Here is a 17,261-nt window from a genome sequence, read left to right as displayed (position 1 = left end):
GGTGGGCTACTCTTCTTCGTTACCACCCTCTTCATACGGGCCGAACGGCTTCGCGGGAAGAACAATGTAGATACCTTCAAAAACCGCGCCCAGCCGATCGTCGCCAAAAAGCTCAACCTGCAGCTGAACGCGCGCTTTGCGGCCTCGCGCCAGGCGGTCAAGATCGCCGCTTAATGAGCCAAGATCGGCAACGGCGCTGGGGCGTCCGCTAATCGGCTGACTGTAACGAATATGCGCATCCGCCAGAATAATTGTGCCCCCAAGATGCCGCTCGCGCAGCATCAGCCAGATTAAGCCCCAACCGGTTAACGTTGCCTGCGAAAACAGGCTACCCGCAAATAGCGTATGGTGAGGGTTCTGGTTGCCGGCTTCGGGCATGGTGGTAATAAATTTTTGCCCGGTATACTGCTGAATTCGCACGCCCATTTTCTCGCTAAGCGGGATATGCTGATACCAGGCCTGCTGCAGCTGAGCGCACCAGTCACCACGATGTAAAATGTCGTCCAGGGAGGCTATCGGTTTAATCATCAGGAAGTGGCGAATCGGCGTGGTGGTCGGCGTCGTAATTTCTCCCTGATTCACAAAACCGAGCTTCGCAAAGAATTCCACCGCGTCTTCACGTGCGCTACAGGTCACCCGCTTCACGCCTTCCTGACGGGCGACAGACTCCAGCGTCATCGCCATCAAAGTACCCAGACCTTTATCCTGTACCGATGGATGAACGGCCATAAAGCGGATAGACGCTTCGTTTTCCGCATTCACATATAGCCGCCCGACGGCAACCAGATTGCCTTCTTCATCGACCACCATCTGATGGTGCGCCATCGCGTCCCACGCATCGCGTTCGGATCCTTTCGGCTGATGCAGCGGCTTACGCAGCATCTCCCAGCGGAACTGATAGTAGCTCTCTAACTCTTCTTCTGTTTGCGGTACACGAAGGTGATACATAGCTGTACTCTCTTTTGTTACCCGCAGCCTGCCCGGAAGCTGGCTCATACCTGCAACCAAAAGGTTACGGGACCATCATTCACCAGAGAAACCTGCATATCGGCAGCAAATCTCCCGGTCTGTGTATTCATTTCCTGCTGGCGGCAACGCTCAACAAAATATTCGTACAGCGCTTCCGCCCTATCCGGCGCGGCTCCTTTAGAAAATCCCGGACGCATCCCGCGTTCGGTATCGGCAGCCAGCGTAAACTGTGACACCACCAGCACGCTGCCGCCAGCCTGCTGCACGTTAAGATTCATTTTGCCTTCGGCATCGCTAAAAATACGGTATCCCAGCACACGCTCGCACAGGCGGTTGGCTTTTTGCTCGTCGTCATCCCTTTCGACGCCTAACAGCACCAGAAGCCCAGGGCCGATTTCGCCCGTCACTTCCCCCTCCACGGTAACGCTAGCTCGGGATACGCGTTGAATTAATGCAATCATGATTGTTCTGTTTCTTCTTTTTTCAGTTTGCGGTATTCACCGAGAGTGACAGTAATTTCAGCGCCAAGCAAGACGATACACCACGTCCAGTATACCCAGACGAACAAAATTGGTACGACTGCAATCACGCCATAAATCAGCTGATATGACGGGAAGGCGGTGATATATAAAGCAAAAGCTTTCTTACCCGCCTCAAAGAGCAGCGCTGCAACCAACGACCCCACTATTGCATCACGGTTGCGTACCTCCGCCGTCGGCACAATGCTGTAAAGCAGCCAGAATGCCACCCAGGACAAAATTAATGGAAAAATGCGCAGCACATCGTCAATAACGCTATTCAGGTCGCTGGCCCAGCGTAACGACAGGAGATAGGAGCTGATCGCCAGGCTCGCTCCCGCCAGCAGCGGGCCTAAAGTGAGGATCATCCAATAGACGGCAAAGGAGTAGGTTTTTGGCCGGATACGGGTACTGCGCCAGATGGTATTCAGCGCGCTATCAATGGAATACATCAGCAGCAGCGATGTCACAATCAGGCCGAAAGCCCCCACGGCGGTCATCCGACTGGAGTTGGCCACAAACTGCTCAATATAGCCCTGAATAACATCCCCGGTTGTCGGAATAAAATTGGCAAAAATAAAGTGGCGAATCTGGATGCTTACATCAGAAAACATCGGAAATGCCGCGAACAGCGCGAAAATCACGGCAATCAGCGGCACAAGAGAGAGTAACGACACATAGGCCAGGTTTCCCGCCAGAGTCGTCATATGGTCTTCATCAATACGCCGCCATAGCAGCTTCAGCCAGGCTACAATCGGCCGCATATGGCGCGCTGCTTTTTGATGAACGGTTTTTATCATAGCTGTTTGGCAAAATAGTGGGGTATGGTTTCCTTCCCGGTCACCAGAATGCTGGTAATACCCAACTGGTTAGCTCCGGCGATATTATCAGCGTTATCATCGAAAAAGACCGTGTCGTCAGCGGAGAACCCTTCCGATTCAAGCACGCTTTGATAGATCCGCGCTTCAGGTTTACGCATCCCCATCTCTTGCGAAAGATAGATATGGTCGGCGACAGCGCGTATCTCCGGATATTCATCCGGCCAGAAGGTCGTATGCAAACGGTTAGTATTGGACAGGACCACAACCCGATGCCCCTGCTCGCGTAATTTTTGCATAATCGCGATAACGTCCGGGCGCAGGGCGACAAAAACAGCCTGCCAGCCGTGAGAAAACTGCTCGTAGCTAAGCGGCATGTTCATTTCATGGCACATTGCCGCCGCAAAATCTTCATCGCTGATTTCACCGCGCTCATGCTGGTGGAACGCTTCGCCCATGGTGAAGTGCTGCTTCAGCGTCGCAAGCGGGATTCGCGTTAAATCGCTCCACGTCCCAAGCACACGGCTGAAGTCAATATCGACAATCACATTACCTAAATCAAAGATATAGAGCATGGTCCTCTCCTTTTGCACCGTGGAAAATTAACTGTAGCGGGAAAGGAGGGGTTTGACTATGGGTGGCAAAACTTTGTACAAAAAAGAAACCCTGCCATAAGGCAGGGTTGAGTTAACCGTCAGAAGCGTTAATTAATCTTCTTTTGCACCGCGCATCGCGCGTTTACGGTCGTTTTCGGTCAGGTGACGTTTACGGATACGAATAGAGGTTGGGGTAACTTCTACCAGTTCGTCGTCATCAATGAACTCCAGAGCCTGCTCCAGGGTCATCTTAATCGGCGGAACCAGAACCGTTGCTTCGTCAGTACCGGACGCACGCATGTTGGTCAGTTTCTTACCGGTCAGGCAGTTTACCGTCAGGTCGTTAGAACGGCTGTGAATACCGATGATCTGGCCTTCGTAAACTTCTGCACCGTGGCCCAGGAACAGCTTACCGCGATCCTGCAGGCTGAACAGTGCAAACGCTACTGCTTTACCCTGGCCATTGGAGATCAGAACACCGTTCTGGCGCTGGCCCACATCACCCGCACGAACGTCGTCGTAGTGGCTGAAGGTGGAGTACAGCAGACCGGTACCCGAAGTCATAGTCATGAACTCTGAACGGAAGCCGATCAGACCACGGCTTGGGATCACGTAGTCGAGACGTACGCGACCTTTGCCGTCTGGATTCATATTTTTCAGGTCGCCTTTACGCTCACCCAGTGCCTGCATCACAGAACCCTGGTGCTGCTCTTCAACGTCCAGCGTGACGTTTTCGAACGGCTCTTGTTTACGACCATCGATTTCGCGGAAGATAACTTTCGGACGGGAAACCGCCATTTCGAAACCTTCACGACGCATGTTCTCGATAAGAACGGACAGGTGCAGTTCGCCACGGCCTGAAACGCGGAATGCGTCTGCATCCGGAGTTTCTTCAACGCGCAGCGCCACGTTATGCACCAGCTCTTTGTTCAGACGGTCAAGGATTTGACGAGAGGTAACGTATTTACCTTCTTTACCACAGAACGGAGAGGTGTTAACGCAGAAGAACATAGATACGGTCGGCTCATCGACAGACAGCGCCGGCAGAGCTTCAACATTCTGCGTATCGCAGATGGTATCAGAGATGTTCAGCTCGCCCAGACCGGTAATAGCGATGATATCGCCCGCTTCAGCGATGTCGCTCTCAATACGCTCCAGACCCAGATGGGTCAGAACTTTACCGACTTTACCGTTACGCGTTTTGCCTTCGCTATCAATGATAGTGACCTGCTGGTTCGGCTTCACTTTACCGCGTTTGATGCGGCCGATACCGATGACGCCAACATAGTTGTTGTAGTCCAACTGGGAGATTTGCATCTGCAGCGGACCATCAAGATCGACGTTCGGTGCCGGTACACGATCGACGATAGTCTGATACAGCGGAGTCATGTCTTCAGCCATATCTTCGTGATCAAGACCCGCGATACCGTTCAGCGCAGATGCGTAAACGATAGGGAAATCCAGCTGTTCATCAGTTGCGTCAAGGTTAACGAACAGGTCGAATACCTGATCAACAACCCAGTCAGGACGTGCGCCAGGACGGTCAACTTTGTTGATAACAACAATTGGCTTCAGGCCATGGGCAAAAGCTTTCTTGGTGACGAAGCGCGTCTGCGGCATCGGACCATCAAAGGCATCAACCACCAGCAGCACAGAATCTACCATGGACATAACACGTTCAACTTCACCACCGAAGTCGGCGTGCCCTGGGGTATCAACGATGTTGATACGATAATCATTCCATTTGATAGCGGTGTTTTTAGCGAGGATAGTAATCCCACGCTCTTTCTCCAAATCGTTGGAGTCCATCACTCGTTCTTGTGCTTCAGTACGCGCGTCGAACGTACCGGATTGCTGTAGCAGCTTATCAACCAGGGTAGTTTTACCATGGTCAACGTGCGCGATGATGGCGATATTACGCAGATTTTCGATCACAACTTTGCCTCAGGCATTAGAAATAGCGCGTTATTGTACACGGATTAATCGCAGTACAAAACAGGATCACAAACATCCTCCGCAAACAAGTATTGCAGAGATTCTTTGTGATCGCTTTCACGGAGCGTTAAAAGGGTTATTCAAGGTCAATTGCACCAAATAAGTGCCCAACGTTCACACAAATGCACTATATTGGTGCAATGCATTCATTTTGGTGCAGCCCTTTTGCACGATGATGTGCATGATAACGCCTTTTGGGGGCAATTTAAAAGTTGGCACAGATTTCGCTTTATATTTTTTAAGGCAACAACGCCACTTTTAGTAGTTAAAAAGTTTTCGTTTCCACGACGACACAGACCAATCCGGGAGAGTTTAAGTATGTCCGCTGAACACGTTTTGACGATGCTGAACGAGCATGAAGTGAAGTTTGTCGATCTGCGCTTCACCGATACCAAAGGTAAAGAACAGCACGTTACTATTCCTTCTCATCAGGTAAATGCCGAATTCTTCGAAGAAGGCAAAATGTTTGATGGCTCCTCGATTGGCGGCTGGAAAGGTATTAACGAATCCGACATGGTTCTGATGCCGGACGCAACCACCGCGCTGATCGACCCGTTCTATGAAGAACCGACCCTGATCATCCGCTGCGACATCCTCGAACCAGGCACCCTGCAGGGCTATGACCGCGACCCGCGCTCCATCGCTAAGCGTGCGGAAGAGTACCTGCGCTCTACCGGCCTGGCCGACACCGTGCTGTTCGGGCCAGAACCAGAATTCTTCCTGTTTGACGACATCCGTTTTGGTGCGTCCATCTCCGGTTCTCACGTGGCTATCGATGATATCGAAGGCGCATGGAACTCCTCCACCAAATACGAAGGCGGCAACAAAGGCCACCGCCCGGGCGTAAAAGGCGGCTACTTCCCGGTTCCACCGGTAGACTCTTCTCAGGATATCCGCTCCACCATGTGTATGATCATGGAAGAGATGGGCCTGGTTGTTGAAGCTCACCACCACGAAGTGGCGACTGCGGGCCAGAACGAAATCGCAACCCGCTTCAACACCATGACCAAAAAAGCGGACGAAATTCAGATTTACAAATACGTTGTTCACAACGTCGCACACCGCTTTGGTAAAACCGCGACCTTCATGCCGAAACCAATGTTTGGCGATAACGGTTCCGGTATGCACTGCCACATGTCCCTGTCCAAGAACGGCGTAAACCTGTTCTCCGGCGACAAATACGCAGGCCTGTCTGAACAAGCGCTGTACTACATTGGCGGCGTTATCAAACACGCTAAAGCAATTAACGCCCTGGCTAACCCGACCACCAACTCCTACAAGCGTCTGGTCCCGGGTTATGAAGCTCCGGTCATGCTGGCTTACTCTGCCCGTAACCGTTCCGCTTCTATCCGTATTCCGGTAGTCACGTCTCCGAAAGCGCGTCGTATCGAAGTTCGCTTCCCGGATCCGGCTGCTAACCCGTACCTGTGCTTCGCTGCGCTGCTGATGGCTGGCCTCGACGGTATCAAGAACAAAATCCATCCGGGCGAAGCCATGGATAAAAACCTGTACGATCTGCCGCCGGAAGAAGCGAAAGAGATCCCACAGGTTGCAGGCTCTCTGGAAGAAGCACTGAATGCGCTGGACGCAGACCGTGAGTTCCTCACCGCCGGTGGCGTATTCACCAACGACGCAATTGATGCTTACATCGCCCTGCGTATAGAAGAAAACGACCGCGTACGCATGACTCCGCATCCGGTTGAGTTCGAGCTGTACTACAGCGTCTGATTTTGCTGTAAATCCGCGGTATTCCGTGTTGTGGCGTGGGGTACCAAGGATATTTTGTTGCCGTGGAAACTTTCAGCCCATCTCAGGATGGGCTTTTTTCTCCACCAACACGCTGATCTCATGAGCTTTTTATTCATAAAAAGCTATACTGCACTAAAACGGTGCACTCTTTTTCTGGAGACTGTCGAATGGCAACAGGCACACTGCCCGATGCTGGGCAGATCCTTAACTCTTTAATCAACAGTATCTTACTGGTCGATGACGACCTGGCGGTACATTACGCGAACCCGGCGGCGCAGCAGCTGCTGGCACAAAGTTCTCGTAAGCTCTTCGGCACGCCGCTGCCGGAACTGTTGAGCTATTTCTCGCTGAATATCGGCCTTATGCAAGAGAGCCTCGCTGCAGGTCAAGGGTTTACCGATAACGAGGTCACGCTGGTTATTGATGGCCGCTCCCATATTCTGTCCCTGACCGCACAACGTCTGCCGGAAGGCTATATCCTGCTGGAAATGGCGCCGATGGATAATCAGCGTCGGCTGAGCCAGGAACAGCTGCAGCACGCGCAGCAGATTGCCGCTCGCGACTTAGTGCGCGGTCTGGCCCATGAGATTAAAAACCCTCTGGGAGGCCTGCGTGGCGCGGCCCAGCTGCTGAGCAAAGCGCTGCCCGACCCTGCGCTAATGGAATATACCAAAGTCATTATTGAGCAGGCCGACAGGCTAAGAAATCTGGTCGACCGCCTCCTGGGCCCCCAGCATCCCGGAATGCACGTAACAGAGAGCATCCATAAGGTCGCTGAGCGGGTGGTGAAGCTGGTGTCGATGGAGCTACCGGAGAACGTTAAACTGGTTCGCGACTATGACCCTAGCCTGCCAGAACTCCCGCACGATCCGGACCAAATTGAACAGGTACTGCTGAATATCGTTCGTAATGCGCTGCAGGCGCTGGGACCTGAAGGGGGCGAGATAACTCTGCGCACCCGCACGGCCTTCCAGTTAACCTTGCACGGCGTGCGCTACCGCCTCGCTGCGCGTATTGACGTTGAAGATAACGGCCCTGGAATACCGTCTCATTTACAGGATACGCTGTTTTATCCAATGGTGAGCGGGCGCGAGGGCGGTACCGGACTCGGTCTGTCTATTGCCCGCAGCCTTATCGATCAGCACTCCGGCAAAATTGAATTTACCAGTTGGCCAGGGCATACCGAATTCTCGGTGTACCTGCCTATTCGGAAGTAGAGGTGTTTATGCAACGAGGGATAGCATGGATCGTGGACGACGATAGCTCCATCCGTTGGGTGCTTGAACGCGCGCTCACCGGGGCAGGCTTGAGTTGTACAACGTTTGAAAGCGGCAACGAGGTGCTTGACGCCCTCACCACCAAAACCCCGGATGTGCTGCTGTCTGATATCCGCATGCCGGGAATGGACGGGCTGGCGCTGTTGAAACAAATTAAACAGCGCCATCCGATGCTTCCGGTCATCATAATGACGGCGCATTCGGATCTGGATGCGGCGGTCAGCGCCTACCAGCAAGGCGCTTTTGATTATCTGCCGAAACCGTTTGATATTGACGAAGCAGTGGCGCTGGTTGACCGTGCAATTAGCCATTACCAGGAGCAGCAGCAGCCGCGAAATACGCCGATTAATAGCCCGACGGCCGATATCATCGGTGAAGCGCCGGCAATGCAGGACGTTTTTCGCATCATCGGTCGCCTGTCGCGTTCTTCAATCAGCGTGCTGATTAACGGGGAGTCCGGTACCGGTAAAGAGCTGGTTGCTCATGCTCTTCACCGCCACAGTCCGCGCGCCAAGGCACCGTTTATCGCGCTGAATATGGCAGCAATTCCTAAAGACTTGATTGAATCAGAACTGTTTGGCCACGAGAAAGGGGCTTTTACCGGCGCCAATACCGTGCGTCAGGGACGCTTTGAGCAGGCGGACGGCGGAACGCTGTTTCTCGATGAGATCGGCGATATGCCGCTGGATGTCCAGACCCGCCTGCTGCGCGTGCTGGCTGATGGCCAGTTTTATCGCGTGGGCGGCTATGCGCCGGTGAAAGTGGATGTGCGCATCATTGCCGCAACCCACCAGAACCTTGAGCTGCGCGTCCAGGAAGGAAAATTCCGCGAGGACTTATTCCACCGCCTGAACGTGATACGCGTCCATCTGCCGCCGCTGCGCGAGCGTCGGGAAGATATTCCGCGCCTGGCGAGGCATTTCCTGCAAATTGCCGCTCGTGAACTGGGCGTGGAGGCCAAACAGCTGCATCCGGAGACGGAGATAGCGTTAACCCGGCTGGCGTGGCCGGGCAACGTACGTCAGCTGGAAAACACCTGTCGATGGCTGACGGTGATGGCCGCAGGCCAGGAGGTTCTGACGCAGGATCTTCCCAGCGAGCTATTTGAAACCGCGATACCGGATAACCCGACGCAAATGCTTCCGGATAGCTGGGCCACGCTGCTGGGACAATGGGCCGATCGCGCTTTACGTTCCGGTCATCAAAACCTGCTCTCGGAAGCGCAGCCTGAGATGGAGCGTACACTGCTGACCACCGCGTTACGCCATACTCAGGGGCATAAACAGGAAGCGGCACGCTTGCTTGGCTGGGGTCGTAACACCCTGACCCGTAAGTTAAAAGAGCTGGGAATGGAGTAGCAGCGCGGCGGCGCGTAAAAAATAGTCACCCAGCGCAAACTGCTGCTATTTTGTACTTTACTGTTGCAATACGTTGAGTATGATCTTGCCCGGAAAGACGGGGGTTAATCATGCTTGAATCACTTATTAATATTATATCGAGCGGCGTCGCAGCTGGTCATACGCCGCAGACGGCAATAGCTGCCGTTCTGTGCGCGGCGATGGTTGGGCTGTTTAGCTGACAATTACCCCTCTCCTTTCCAGGAGAGGGGTAATTGTTTATATCACGCGAGAAAATTGCTGCATTCTGGCCTTCTGCCGCAGATAAGCATCAAAACACATGCAGATATTGCGGATCAGCAGCCGACCTTTTGGCGTCACCTGAATACCTTTGTCATCCACATCCACCAGCCCGTCTTTGGCCAGCGGCGCCAGAAGCTGCAAATCTTGAGCAAAGTAGCTGCCAAAATCTAATTCCCACTGAGCTTCTATCGCGGTGAAATCGAGACGGAAGTTACAAATCAGCGCTTTAATGACATCACGACGAATACAGTCATCGCGAGTCAACGCAATGCCGCGCCACAGCGCCGTTCCGGTTTCATCAACCTGCTGATAATACTGTTTCAGCTCTTTCTGGTTCTGCGCATAGCAGTCGCCAATCATGCTGATCGCCGATACGCCCATACCCAGCAGGTCAGTATCCCCCTGAGTGGTGTACCCCTGGAAATTGCGATGCAGAATGCCTTCACGCTGGGCTATCGCCAGCTCATCATCCGGACGGGCAAAGTGGTCCATGCCGATAAACTGATATCCCGCGGTCGTCAGCGAAGCAATTGTTTCCTGGAGAATGTCCAGCTTCTGCTCTGCCGAAGGTAAGTCGGCATCTTTGATTTTGCGCTGCGCGGCAAAAAGCGTTGGCAGGTGCGCATAGTTGAATACGCTGAGACGATCGGGGTTGAGCTCGGCTACTTTCTGTAACGTATAAGCAAAGCTCTGCGGCGTTTGTTTTGGCAGGCCGTAAATCAGGTCAATATTAGTAGAGGTAAAACCAATTTCGCGCGCATGGTTCAGCAGCGCGAAGATAAACTCTTCATCCTGCTCGCGGTTTACCAGGCGCTGCACTTCTTTATTGAAATCCTGGACTCCCATACTCAGGCGATTAAAACCTTCGCTGCGTAAATGATCCAGTACATCAAGCTCGATTTCCCGCGGATCAACCTCGATAGAGATCTCTGCATCTGCGTTAAAATTGAAATGCGTGCGCAGTAAACCCATCAAAAGGCTAATTTGTGCCTTGTTTAAATATGTCGGCGTACCGCCGCCCCAGTGCAGCTGATTTACCTTGCGGCCGACAAAAAGCGGTGCGCGGTGAATAATCTCCTGCTCAAGAACATCCAGATACTGGTCGGCCTTATGCTGCTGACGGGTAACGATTTTATTACAGCCGCAGAAATAGCAGAGCTTATGGCAAAACGGGATATGTACATACAGCGACAGGGGGCGCTGCGGATAGCGGGCTACCGCCGCATCAAATTCGGCTGCGCCAAATTCTGGAGAAAACTCCAGCGCGGTTGGGTACGAAGTATAACGTGGCCCGGAATAGTTATATTTCTGGATCAGGGCCAGATCCCAGTCGATTAACTGCACAGACATGCTCACTCCTTCCGATGGTGCCGTCGGCGGGTACGCCGCCCCGGCCCAACCGCACCTCGGGTGATGAGCCGGTTGCGCAGCCATTTCTGACGCCGCGACAACCGTCGTAGTTTAACGAATAACCACAGCAGATAACATATAACCAGAAGGGTTATAAGCAGGACCGGGAATCCGATGGGGTGCAAACGTTAGTTTCCACCCTTCAGCAGGCGCATCATATCTTCTTTGCGCTCTTCCTCTTCTTCATCTTCGTCGTCATCGTAGGAGAGGCCCAGCTGCTGCATCAGCTCATCAATGCGATCCAGTTTGGCATCGACCCAGGTTTGCTCTTCTGCATTCAGGGTGCCACCCTCTTCCAGTCGTTCCAGCAGCGCGTCCAGGCGCTCATCGTTCTCCAGCAAATCCAGCTCAGCCTGCGGTGAAAGCATAGGTTTCTCGCTCTTTGGTTTATGCTGCTTAACTGCCGGAGCGCTTTCAGTTACGCCCAGCGGGATTGGTTTTTTACTGCCAATTCGGGGATCTTGCTGCTGACCTTGTTTTTTGGCTGCTGATGCGGCTTCACCGCCGGTAGCACGACTTCCTGCCGCATGGCCGCGATGCTTCTTCTGATGCTTGCGTTCGCGTGCTTCCTGATTCAATTCTTCGCGCGTTTTGCGATTTTTTTTGCCGCGAGGTACGGATGTCGGTTTTTTCATATTGTGTAATCTTCAGGCCGTTTTCTTCAGTATAGAATTGAGGCGGAATCTAGCAGAAAGCAAGCAAAGAAAAAAGGCGACAGATTACTCTGCCGCCTTTTTCCGCACTGACAACCCTTAAAGGGCTTCTACTTTCCATGTTAGCTAACAACACACCCTGTCTTTCCTTTAGCTACCAACTTGTCCCTGTTACATCCATTTCCTTTTAAAAACGTCTCCAGACGTTTGTCATCCTGACAATCCGTAGTCTTCGCCTCCTGGCGCTTCCTGACCCCTCGTCCTGAGTCATAATCCTTTTAGCATCCTCGCCCTTGACCGCTACTTTACTGATTTGAGGAAAACCTACAACCAACTGTACAGAAAAAAAACAACTTTCAGAATTTTCTTTTATACCAACGCTTTGATTTACATAATTTTGTTTTATTTAAGCTCGGATTTTTCTCACCAATTTCGCATATTATCAATGGTCAATGTCTTACAAAGACTGTGGTTTTAACTTACATCTAGGTTGTGCGGTAAAAACAGCCTTTTTCTGTTGTTCAGGTATAATCCTCGCCATAGCCTGATTTAACGGAGACGACCGTCTTGACCAACTGGAATTATCAACTGACGCATTTTGTCACTAGCGCACCGGATATCCGCCATCTTCCTGCCGATACCGGCATTGAAGTGGCATTTGCTGGCCGCTCTAACGCCGGGAAATCCAGCGCTCTGAACACCCTGACTAACCAGAAAAGCCTGGCTCGTACTTCAAAGACCCCTGGTCGTACGCAGCTTATCAACCTGTTTGAAGTTGCTGATGGCAAACGCCTGGTCGACCTTCCGGGCTACGGCTATGCTCAGGTTCCGGAAGAGATGAAGATTAAGTGGCAGCGCGCGCTGGGCGAATACCTGGAGAAGCGCCTGTGCCTGAAAGGTCTGGTTGTCTTAATGGATATCCGTCACCCGCTTAAAGATCTCGATCAGCAGATGATCCAATGGGCAGTCGAAAGCGATATTCCTGTTTTGGTGCTGTTGACCAAAGCCGATAAGCTGGCAAGCGGCGCGCGGAAAGCGCAGCTCAACATGGTTCGTGAAGCGGTTACTGCTTTTAACGGAGATGTGCAGGTAGAAGCGTTTTCTTCTCTGAAGAAGCAAGGCGTGGATAAACTGCGCCAGAAGCTGGACAGCTGGTATAACGATATCCCACCCCAGGAAGAACCTGAAGGCGGCGAATAATTTCGCTCATTATCCCGGATAGCGACGCGTAGTGGCTGATCCGGGCAGCCTCACCTTTGCAGCATTGATACGCAGAAAATTTTCCTTCGCGCAATAAAAAACGCCCCGGTCATAAATGACCGGGGCGGCTAAAATATTCAGCCAAATCCGATTACGTGAAGTAAAAGGTCTGAAAGATAGAACATCTTACCTCTGTACCCTACGTCTTTAACTCTACTCTTCTTTCGGGTACGGATAAAGCATTTTTTGTAGTTTTTTTTCACTCTTTACATAGCAAATTCCAATGATCATCACAAAACACGATAAGTTATGTTACTCACTTACAAAAAATGACCTTACCCACCGAATACTTAGTGCGCTTGATCCCAGTTTTCTCCACTGCCAACTTCCACCAGCAGCGGAACCGCCAGCGTTGTACTGCTTTCCATCAGTTCGTGGATTTTTTTCGCGACCTCAGCAAGATCGTCCTTATGCACTTCAAAGACCAGTTCATCGTGCACCTGCATGATCATCCGCACGCGAGGCTTTTCGCTTAACAACCAGCTATCTACAGCAATCATCGCACGCTTAATAATGTCGGCAGCGGTTCCCTGCATCGGCGCGTTGATCGCTGCTCGCTCGGCGCCTGCACGGCGCGCACCGTTACTGGATTTGATATCAGGCAGATAGAGCCGACGACCATCAAGCGTTTCAACATATCCCTGCTCTTTTGCCTGGGTACGGGTACGCTCCATATATTCCAGCACGCCCGGATAACGCTCAAAGTAGAGATCCATATACTTTTGCGCTTCTTTACGGGGAATATTAAGCTGGCGGGCCAGGCCGAATGCGCTCATACCGTAAATCAGGCCAAAGTTAATCGCCTTCGCGCTGCGACGCTGCTCACTGCTGACGCTCTCCAGCGGCAAACCAAAGACCTCTGCCGCTGTCGCACGGTGGATATCTTTTCCCTCAGCAAAAGCCGTTAGCAGGCCTTTATCGCGGGACAGATGCGCCATGATGCGCAGTTCAATTTGCGAGTAGTCGGCAGAAACAATGAGATAATCTTCCGGAGCAATAAACGCCTGGCGGATACGACGCCCTTCCTCATTGCGTACCGGTATATTCTGCAGGTTAGGATCGGTAGACGATAAACGTCCCGTAGCGGTAACCGCCTGGTGATAGGAGGTGTGTACTCGGCCCGTTTTCTGGCTGATCATCAGCGGCAGCTTATCGGTATAGGTAGACTTGAGTTTCGCCAGGCCACGATATTCCAGGATAACTTTCGGCAGCGGGTAGTCGAGCGCCAGCTCTTCCAGCACCTCTTCTGATGTAGAAGGAGCGCCGCCCGGAGTTTTCTTCAGCGGCTTAATTCCTTGTTTCTCAAACAAGATGGTTTGCAGCTGCTTCGGCGAAGAGAGGTTGAACTCTTCACCTGCAATTTCGTACGCCTTTTTCTCCAGTTCGATTAGGCGCTTAGCTAATTCCTGAGAGTGCGCATGCAGTACGGCCGGATCAATCTTAACGCCATTACGCTCAACGCGGGATAGCACCGGCACCAGCGGCATTTCAATATTTTTAAAGACGTTCAGCGGGCCTTCATTTTGCTGAAGTTCAGGCCACATCTTTAAGTGCAGCTGCAGCGTAACATCGGCATCTTCCGCCGCGTAGCGGCCCGCTTCTTCCAGCGCAATTTGGTTAAATGTGAGCTGATTTTTGCCTTTACCCGCAATTTCTTCAAAGGTAATAGTTTTATGCTTCAGCCAGCGATCGGCGAGGCTATCCATATCATGACGGCCCACCACGCTGTCGAGAATGTAGGATTCCAGCATGGTATCAAAGGCAATACCGCGCAGCTCAATATCGTAGTTGGCCAGAATGCCGCGATCGTACTTCAGGTTTTGCCCTACTTTCAGCACATTGCCATCTTCCAGCAGCGGCTTAAGAAGCTCCAGCACGCGTTCGCGTGGGATCTGGTCCGGCGCGTCGAGATAATCATGAGCCACCGGTACATAGGCCGCGATGCCTGGTTCAATGGCGAAGGATAAGCCGATTATATTGGCGGATACGTTATCCAGGCTGTCAGTTTCGGTATCAAAGGCAAAAAGCGGCGCTTTTTTGAGTTTCTCAATCCAGGCCAACAACGTTTCTTCATCAAGAATCGTGACATAGTTTTCTGCTGAGAGCGTTGCCGCGCGCTCCTCTTTCGCATCAGTCACATCAGCGGCTACCGTCACCGACCTGGCAGCAGGTTTAGCGCCTTTTGCCTGCATCCATTTGCCGGATTCCACATCGATGATCCAGCGTTTGAATTCATATTTTTTAAACAGCGTTAATAGTTCATCAGCTATCGGCTGTTCAACCAACAGGTCTTCACAGCTCAGATCCAGTTCAACGTCGGTTTTGATCGTCGCCAGCTGATAAGAGAGATATGCCACCTCTTTATTCTGTTCCAGCTTCGCTGCCATCGTTTTCGCACCGCGGAAGGTCAGACCGGCGATTTTTTCAGGCTCCGCATATAGCGTGTCAAGCCCCCCCAGCCCCTGCAGCAGCGCCTGCGCGGTCTTCTCTCCCACCCCCGGTACGCCAGGAATGTTGTCCGACGAATCGCCCATCAGGGCCAGGAAATCAATGATCAGTTCCGGCGGCACGCCATATTTCGTCACGACTTCATCAGGACCAAGAATGGTATTGGTCATGGTGTTAATCAGCGTAATACCCGGCGTAACCAGCTGAGCCATATCTTTATCGCCGGTGCTAATCAGCACCGGGCGTCCTACCTTCTCAGCCTCACGGGCCAGAGTACCAATCACATCGTCAGCCTCAACGCCAGGAACGGCCATCAGCGGCAGACCCATCGCCTTCACCATGGCATGCAGCGGTTCGATTTGCGCACGCAGATCGTCCGGCATCGGTGGTCGATGAGATTTATAGTGCTCAAACAGTTCATCACGGAAAGTCTTCCCCTTGGCATCGAACACAACGACGGCATGAGTCGGTTGATATTGCAGGATCAGGCTTCGCAGCATATTCAACACGCCATACATTGCGCCAGTCGGTTCGCCTGCGCTATTCGTTAGCGGGGGAAACGCGTGATATGCCCGATAAAGGTAAGAGGAGCCATCAACGAGGATGAGAGGGTTTTCTGGGATCTGAACCATATTTTCCGTGCCTGTTTATCAGATTATCGCTAAAGGATGCCACAGACGGGCATTAAATCCTGAATTTTTCCCACATTTTGTCGAAAAGATTCATTGATCCTTTCGATCGTACTACGGTTAAACCTGTGGATAACTTTGTGAATAGTTTTATAACGATGACTAATCAATCATCAATAAAATAATATATATATAAATTACTCCATATTTATCATGCAATTAAAAGACCATTAATCGCTTTAATGTCTTCCTTGTGGCTCAATGTTCCATGTGGATATAAGATCCAGTAATTTTTCTATTCTGGTAAGACCCGTCATTTCCTGTATTTTCTGGTAAAATCAGCCTCTTGCGCTGTTTAAATGCGTTCTTTGTCAGTCTAACTTTCTGAATAAATTAACTATGTCGAGATTACTCGCTGCGATAATGCTCCCGCTGAGTATCGCCCTTACCATCGTAGTCACCATAATCTGCTCCGTGCCAATCATCGTCGCCGGGTTGATTAAACTTCTTGTGCCTATTCCTGCGGTCTGGCGCTCGATATCGATTTTCTGCAATTTCATGATGTACTGCTGGTGTGAAGGGCTGGCGCTGCTGTTACATCTTAATCCCTGGCTCAGGTGGGAGGTACAGGGTCTTGAAGGCCTGAATAAGAAAAACTGGTATCTGCTTATCAGTAACCACCATAGCTGGGCAGATATCGTTGTGCTTTGTGTGTTGTTTCGCAAACATATCCCGATGAATAAATACTTCCTCAAACAACAGCTCGCCTGGGTACCGTTCATTGGGCTAGCGTGCTGGGCGCTGGATATGCCTTTTATGCGCCGATATTCCCGAGGATATTTACTCCGCCATCCGGAGCATCGTGGCAAAGATGTTGAAACCACCCGCCGCTCCTGCGAGAAATTCCGCTCTCATCCAACAACTATCGTTAATTTTGTTGAAGGTTCACGCTTTACTGAAGAAAAGCGGCATCAGACGCGCTCGCCTTATAAGAATTTGTTAGCGCCAAAAGCAGCGGGTATTGCTATGGCATTAAGCGTTCTGGGCTCGCAGTTTGATAAGTTGTTGAACGTAACATTATGTTATCCGGAGAACAATCAACGTCCGTTTTACGACATGCTAAGCGGAAGATTGACGCGGATTGTGGTGCGAATCAGGCTTGAGCCTGTAACGGAAGAACTGCACGGCGATTATGTTAATGATAAAAGCTTTAAACGACGCTTTCAGCAATGGCTAAATACGCTTTGGGAAGAAAAAGATCGGCAATTGACGGAAATATTGCAGAAAAAAGAGAAGTGA

Annotated in this window: 14 protein-coding genes; 6 read left to right on the top strand and 8 right to left on the bottom strand. The window is 51.6% G+C overall.

From position 1 onward, the window contains the following. Positions 1-6: 6 nt before the first annotated feature. From fabY to typA, 5 genes are all read right to left on the bottom strand, one after another. Positions 7-948 (bottom strand): fatty acid biosynthesis protein FabY, encoded by a 942-nt coding sequence (fabY, locus tag GJ746_RS00380; protein WP_004127112.1) that lies wholly within the window; start codon positions 946-948, stop codon positions 7-9. 44 nt (positions 949-992) lie between these two features. After that, the gene (dtd, locus tag GJ746_RS00375; RefSeq protein WP_154678446.1) at positions 993-1,430 is read right to left on the bottom strand and encodes a D-aminoacyl-tRNA deacylase; all 438 of its coding nucleotides are present in this window, start codon (positions 1,428-1,430) and stop codon (positions 993-995) included. Continuing rightward, entirely contained in the window at positions 1,427-2,287 is an 861-nt protein-coding gene (locus GJ746_RS00370) for a virulence factor BrkB family protein (RefSeq protein ID WP_154678445.1), read from the bottom strand. Before GJ746_RS00370 ends, dtd begins: the two co-directional genes overlap by 4 nt. Then, positions 2,284-2,880 (bottom strand): glucose-1-phosphatase, encoded by a 597-nt coding sequence (gene yihX / locus GJ746_RS00365; protein WP_154678444.1) that lies wholly within the window; start codon positions 2,878-2,880, stop codon positions 2,284-2,286. The genes GJ746_RS00370 and yihX overlap by 4 nt, the downstream gene beginning before the upstream one ends. A gap of 132 nt (positions 2,881-3,012) precedes the next feature. Then, positions 3,013-4,836 (bottom strand): ribosome-dependent GTPase TypA, encoded by a 1,824-nt coding sequence (gene typA / locus GJ746_RS00360; protein WP_154678443.1) that lies wholly within the window; start codon positions 4,834-4,836, stop codon positions 3,013-3,015. A 378-nt stretch (positions 4,837-5,214) separates the two neighbouring features. Between typA and glnA the strand changes: the two genes are divergently transcribed. The 4 genes from glnA (at position 5,215) to GJ746_RS00340 (ending at position 9,501) form a co-directional block, all read left to right on the top strand. Beyond that, positions 5,215-6,624, top strand: a complete 1,410-nt coding sequence (gene glnA / locus GJ746_RS00355; RefSeq protein ID WP_004127100.1) for a glutamate--ammonia ligase — start codon at positions 5,215-5,217, stop codon at positions 6,622-6,624. Positions 6,625-6,812: 188 nt separating this feature from the next. Continuing rightward, positions 6,813-7,862: a nitrogen regulation protein NR(II) gene (glnL, locus tag GJ746_RS00350; protein ID WP_154678442.1), complete on the top strand. Its 1,050-nt coding sequence runs from the start codon at positions 6,813-6,815 to the stop codon at positions 7,860-7,862. An 8-nt stretch (positions 7,863-7,870) separates the two neighbouring features. Then, positions 7,871-9,280, top strand: coding sequence for a nitrogen regulation protein NR(I) (gene glnG / locus GJ746_RS00345; protein ID WP_154678441.1), 1,410 nt, complete (start codon positions 7,871-7,873; stop codon positions 9,278-9,280). A gap of 110 nt (positions 9,281-9,390) precedes the next feature. Next, positions 9,391-9,501 (top strand): YshB family small membrane protein, encoded by a 111-nt coding sequence (locus GJ746_RS00340; protein WP_110276071.1) that lies wholly within the window; start codon positions 9,391-9,393, stop codon positions 9,499-9,501. Positions 9,502-9,538: 37 nt separating this feature from the next. Here the strand turns inward: GJ746_RS00340 and hemN are convergent, their stop codons facing one another. Further along, entirely contained in the window at positions 9,539-10,912 is a 1,374-nt protein-coding gene (hemN, locus tag GJ746_RS00335) for an oxygen-independent coproporphyrinogen III oxidase (RefSeq protein WP_154678440.1), read from the bottom strand. Between the two features lie 188 nt (positions 10,913-11,100). After that, positions 11,101-11,607, bottom strand: a complete 507-nt coding sequence (yihI, locus tag GJ746_RS00330; protein WP_154678439.1) for a Der GTPase-activating protein YihI — start codon at positions 11,605-11,607, stop codon at positions 11,101-11,103. Between the two features lie 585 nt (positions 11,608-12,192). Here yihI and yihA point away from each other — a divergent pair. After that, complete coding sequence (gene yihA / locus GJ746_RS00325) at positions 12,193-12,825, top strand: ribosome biogenesis GTP-binding protein YihA/YsxC (RefSeq protein WP_154678438.1); 633 nt, start codon at positions 12,193-12,195, stop codon at positions 12,823-12,825. A 350-nt stretch (positions 12,826-13,175) separates the two neighbouring features. Here the strand turns inward: yihA and polA are convergent, their stop codons facing one another. Further along, positions 13,176-15,965, bottom strand: a complete 2,790-nt coding sequence (gene polA, locus GJ746_RS00320; protein WP_154678437.1) for a DNA polymerase I — start codon at positions 15,963-15,965, stop codon at positions 13,176-13,178. Between the two features lie 396 nt (positions 15,966-16,361). Between polA and GJ746_RS00315 the strand changes: the two genes are divergently transcribed. Then, on the top strand, positions 16,362-17,261 hold the full coding sequence (locus GJ746_RS00315) for an acyltransferase (protein WP_154678436.1): 900 nt from the start codon (positions 16,362-16,364) through the stop codon (positions 17,259-17,261).

This window comes from Klebsiella oxytoca, assembly GCF_009707385.1.
GTDB lineage: Bacteria > Pseudomonadota > Gammaproteobacteria > Enterobacterales > Enterobacteriaceae > Klebsiella > Klebsiella oxytoca_C.
Note: the sequence above shows the minus strand (reverse complement) of the source record. Positions and strands in the feature narration are given on the sequence as shown.